The sequence below is a fragment of the Streptomyces sp. MnatMP-M17 genome, assembly GCF_900091995.1.
GTDB lineage: Bacteria > Actinomycetota > Actinomycetes > Streptomycetales > Streptomycetaceae > Streptomyces.
The window spans coordinates 1-4012 of the sequence record NZ_FMDK01000839.1; the positions used below are offsets into that span (position 1 = coordinate 1).

Annotated in this window: 3 protein-coding genes; all 3 read right to left on the reverse strand. The window is 71.0% G+C overall.

What is annotated here, in order from left to right:
- Positions 1-23: 23 nt before the first annotated feature.
- Positions 24-2567 carry an aminopeptidase N gene (gene pepN / locus GA0115259_RS31630; RefSeq protein WP_093603338.1) on the reverse strand — a complete coding sequence of 848 codons (2544 nt, stop codon included), beginning with the start codon at positions 2565-2567 and terminating at the stop codon, positions 24-26.
- Between the two features lie 159 nt (positions 2568-2726).
- Positions 2727-3104, reverse strand: coding sequence for a chorismate mutase (locus GA0115259_RS31635; RefSeq protein ID WP_093603340.1), 378 nt, complete (start codon positions 3102-3104; stop codon positions 2727-2729).
- Positions 3105-3270: 166 nt separating this feature from the next.
- A partial coding sequence (locus GA0115259_RS31640; protein ID WP_107469314.1) for a S1 family peptidase occupies positions 3271-4012 on the reverse strand: 742 nt, incomplete at its 5' end.

Below are 4012 nucleotides of genomic sequence, written 5' to 3' on the forward strand. Positions count from 1 at the left end.
TTGGCCCGGCCCGCCGCACGCGGTCAGACGCCGCTGCGGACCTTCAGGGCGCGGCGGAGGTCGTCCAGTTGGTCGGCGAGTTTGCGGCGGAGGGCCGGGATCATGTCCGTGCCGTCCAGGCAGTCCTGGGCGAGGCGCAGTGATTCCTCGTCGACGGCGTGGACGGGGAAGGCGTAGCGGCCGGCGGCTTCGGCGATGGCGGGGCCGCGGCGGGCGGCGAGGGCGACGGCTTCGGCGTAGTAGCGGGGCACGTACTCCTGGACGAGTTCGGCCTGTTCGGGCTGCCAGAAGCCCTTGGCGGTGGCGGTGAAGAGGTAGTTGGAGAGGTCGTCGGAGCCGAAGAGCCGCCTCCAGGCGTCGGCTTTGGCGGCAGGGTCGGGCAGTGCGGCGCGGCAGCGCGCGGCGCCTTCCTGGCCGGTGGCGCTGGGGTCGCGGGCGAGTTCGGCGTCGATGGCGGCGGTGTCGACGGCGCCGAGGACGGCGAGCCGGGTGAGGATGCGCCAGCGCAGTTCCGGGTCGAGTTCGGGTCCGCCGGGGACGCTGTCGGAGCCGAGCCAGTCCTGGATGGTGTCGGGCTGGGTGGCGGCGTCGATGCGGTGGCGTACGGCGATGAGGCGCAGCCCCGGGTGGTTGCCGTCCTCGGTGCGGCGGATGAGGTCGCGGCAGAGCGCGGTGAGGGTGGCGAGTGCGGCGGGCCGGTCGTCGGCGCCGAGGTAGCGGTCGGTGATCTGGTCGGCGGCGAAGGCGAGGACGCCTTCGACGAGGGCCAGGTCGGTCTCGTACGGCAGGTGGGCGCGGGCGGCGTCGAGGTAGGCGGCGGGCGCGAGTTCGCCGTCGCGGACCATGTCGCGGGCGGCGTTCCAGATGACGGCGCGGGTGAGCGGGTCGGGGATGCCGGAGAGGGCGCGCAGCGCGGTGTCCCAGGACGCGGTGTCGAGGCGGACCTTGGCGTAGGTGAGGTCGCCGTCGTTGAGGACGACGAGGGCCGGGCGGCGGCCGGGACGGTCGGTGGGCGCCTCGGTCAGCGGCAGGTCGAGTTCGATGAGGTCGCGTACGACGAGCCGGTCCTGGTCGGCGACATCGAGGTCGTAGGTGCCGACGGTGATGCGGTGCGGGCGGCTGCCGTCGCGTACGACATCGAGGGTCCAGCCGGTCTCGGTGCCGCCGACGACGGGCGTGAGGGTGTCGACGCCGGTGGTGCGCAGCCATTGGGCGGCCCAGGCGTGTACGTCGCGGTCGGTGGCCTGGGCGAGCGAGTCGATGAAGTCGGCGAGGGTGGCGTTGGCGAACTTGTGCCGGGCGAAGTGGATGTTGATGCCGGCGAGGAAGTCCTTCTCGCCGAGCCAGGCGACGAGCTGGCGCAGCGCGGAGGCTCCCTTGGCGTAGGAGATGCCGTCGAAGTTGAGCATCGCGGAGGCGGTGTCGGGGACGGCGGCCGGGTCGGGCGCGACGGGATGGGTGGAGGGCCGCTGGTCGGCGTCGTATCCCCAGGCCTTCCGTCCGATGCCGAAGTCGACCCAGGTGTCGGTGAAGCGGGTGGCTTCGGTGAGCGTCTGGTAGCCCATGTACTCGGCGAAGGACTCGTTGAGCCAGATGTCGTCCCACCAGGTGAGGGTGACGAGGTCGCCGAACCACATATGGGCCATCTCGTGGGAGATGACCATGGCGCGGGTCTGCCGCTCGGTGTCGGTGACGGCGGAGCGGTAGACGAATTCGTCGCGGAAGGTGACAAGGCCCGGGTTCTCCATGGCGCCCGCGTTGAACTCGGGGACGAAGGCCTGGTCGTAGGAGTCGAAGGGATACGGCTCCTGGAACTTCTCGTGGTAGCGGTCGTAGCAGGCGCGGGTGATGCCGAGGATCTCGTCGGCGTCGGCGTCGAGATACGGCGCGAGGGAGCGCCGGCAGTGGATGCCGAAGGGCAGTCCGGCGTGTTCGGTGCGTACGGAGTGCCAGGGGCCGGCGGCGACGGCGACGAGGTAGGTGGAGATAAGAGGCGTCGGCGCGATGGTCCAGTGCCGCCCGCGGCTCTTCCCGGATCCACCGGCCTGCTGAGGCCCGTCGGCGGGCCCGTCGGTCGGCCGGGCGATTCCGTTGCCGAGGACGGTCCAGCCGTCGGGCGCGGTGACGCTCAGCTCGAAGACGGCCTTCAGGTCGGGCTGGTCGAAGGCGGCGAAGACGCGCTGGACGTCCTCCATGAAGAGCTGGGTGTAGACGTAGGTCTCGCCGTCGGTGGGGTCGGTGAAGCGGTGCATGCCCTCACCGGTACGGGAGTACCGCATGTCGGCCTCGATACGCAGCTCGTGGTCTCCGGCGTCGAGTCCGGTGAGCGCGAGCCGGTTGCCGCCGAGACCGGCCGGGTCGAGTGTCCGTCCGTCGAGGGAGACGGAGCGCAGCGCGGCGGGCTTGAGTTCGACGAAGGTGTCTCCGGCGGCCCGTGTGGTGAACTGGATGACGGTACGGGAGTCGAAGGTGTCCTCGCCGGTGGTCAGATCGAGGGCGATCGTGTACCGGTGGACATCGAGGAGCTGGGCTCGGATCTGCGCTTCGTCGCGCGTCAGTACGGACATGGGGGACATGCTGCCCGATGGCGCGCGGGCCGCACAGTAGGGATCTTTCCGCTCTCAGCGCACGCGCCGCGCGCCCCCTTGGTGACTGGTGCTCCGGAGCTCCGCGTGAGCCACGCGCGACCGGAGTTGCGCGTGAGCTGTGCCCGGGCTACGCGTGAGCTACGCGTGCTCGGTGGCCTCGGCGCCGCTGTCCCGTGTCTCGCCCGCGATCGTCTCGTGGTGGCGGATCACCTCGGCAATGATGAAGGTGAGGAGCTTCTCGGCGAAGGCCGGGTCCAGCCGGGCGCTCTCCGCGAGCTGGCGGAGCCGGGTGATCTGGCGGGCCTCACGGGCCGGGTCGGCCGGCGGGAGATGGTGCGCGGCCTTGAGGAGGCCGACCTGCTGGGTGCATTTGAAGCGCTCGGCGAGCATATGGACGACGGCGGCGTCAATGTTGTCGATGCTCTCGCGCAGGCGGTTCAGTTCGGCACGTACGGAGTCGTCGGTGCCGGAGTCTTCGGTGCCGGGCCCGTCGGTGCCGGAGTCGCTCGTGGTCATGGTCCGGCAGCTTAGACGGGCCGGTCCGTACGGGCCGGTCGGTGATCAGGATGCGGGATCCCGCTGCTTCGCAAGGGCGGGTACGGGACGCTCTCGCATCCCGTACCCGCCCTCCTCAGAGCTCTGCCTCAGTGCCCTGCCGGTTCCCGTCGAAGATCGTCGGAGATCAGAGAGTCGACGCGGCCGAGGCGATGGCGGAGGCGAAGGTCGAGACCTCGGTGTAGACACCGGGGTAGTTGGGCCGGGCGCAGCCGTTGCCCCAGCTCACGATGCCGACCTGGACCCAGGCGTTGGCGCTGTCCCGGCGGAACATCGGGCCGCCCGAGTCGCCCTGGCAGGTGTCCGTGCCGCCCTGCGCGTAGCCGGCGCAGATCTCCTCGTTGGCTATGATGTCGCCGCCGTACGAGGCGTTGCAGCTCGCGTCGGAGACGAACGGGACGTTCGCCTTGAGGAGGTAGCGCTGCTGGGCGCCGCCCTCGGTGGCCGCGCCCCAGCCGGCGACGGTGAAGGTGCCGGTGTTGTACTGCGTGGTGGTGGCGATCTTCAGCGTCGGCAGGTTGATGGGCTGCGCGAGCTTGATCAGCGCCCAGTCCTTGCCGTAACCGTTGTAGCCGGGGGCCTGGTACACCTTGGTGGACCGGACCTTGATGGCGCTGGTGCTGTTGAGGTCGACGACACCGGCGGTGGCGGTGATGCTGGTGTTGTTGCCGGATCCGCTCACGCAGTGGGCGGCGGTCAGGACGACGGTGGGCGAGTACAGCGCGCCACCACAGCCCATCGAGAGCCGGACCATGAAGGGGAATTCGCCCTGCGCGGCGCGGGTGCCGCCGACGACGGGCGGCGCGACCGGCGCGGCGGCCTGGGTCTTGGCGATCGGCTCGGGCGTGGGCGCGGCGGGCGCGGGGGGC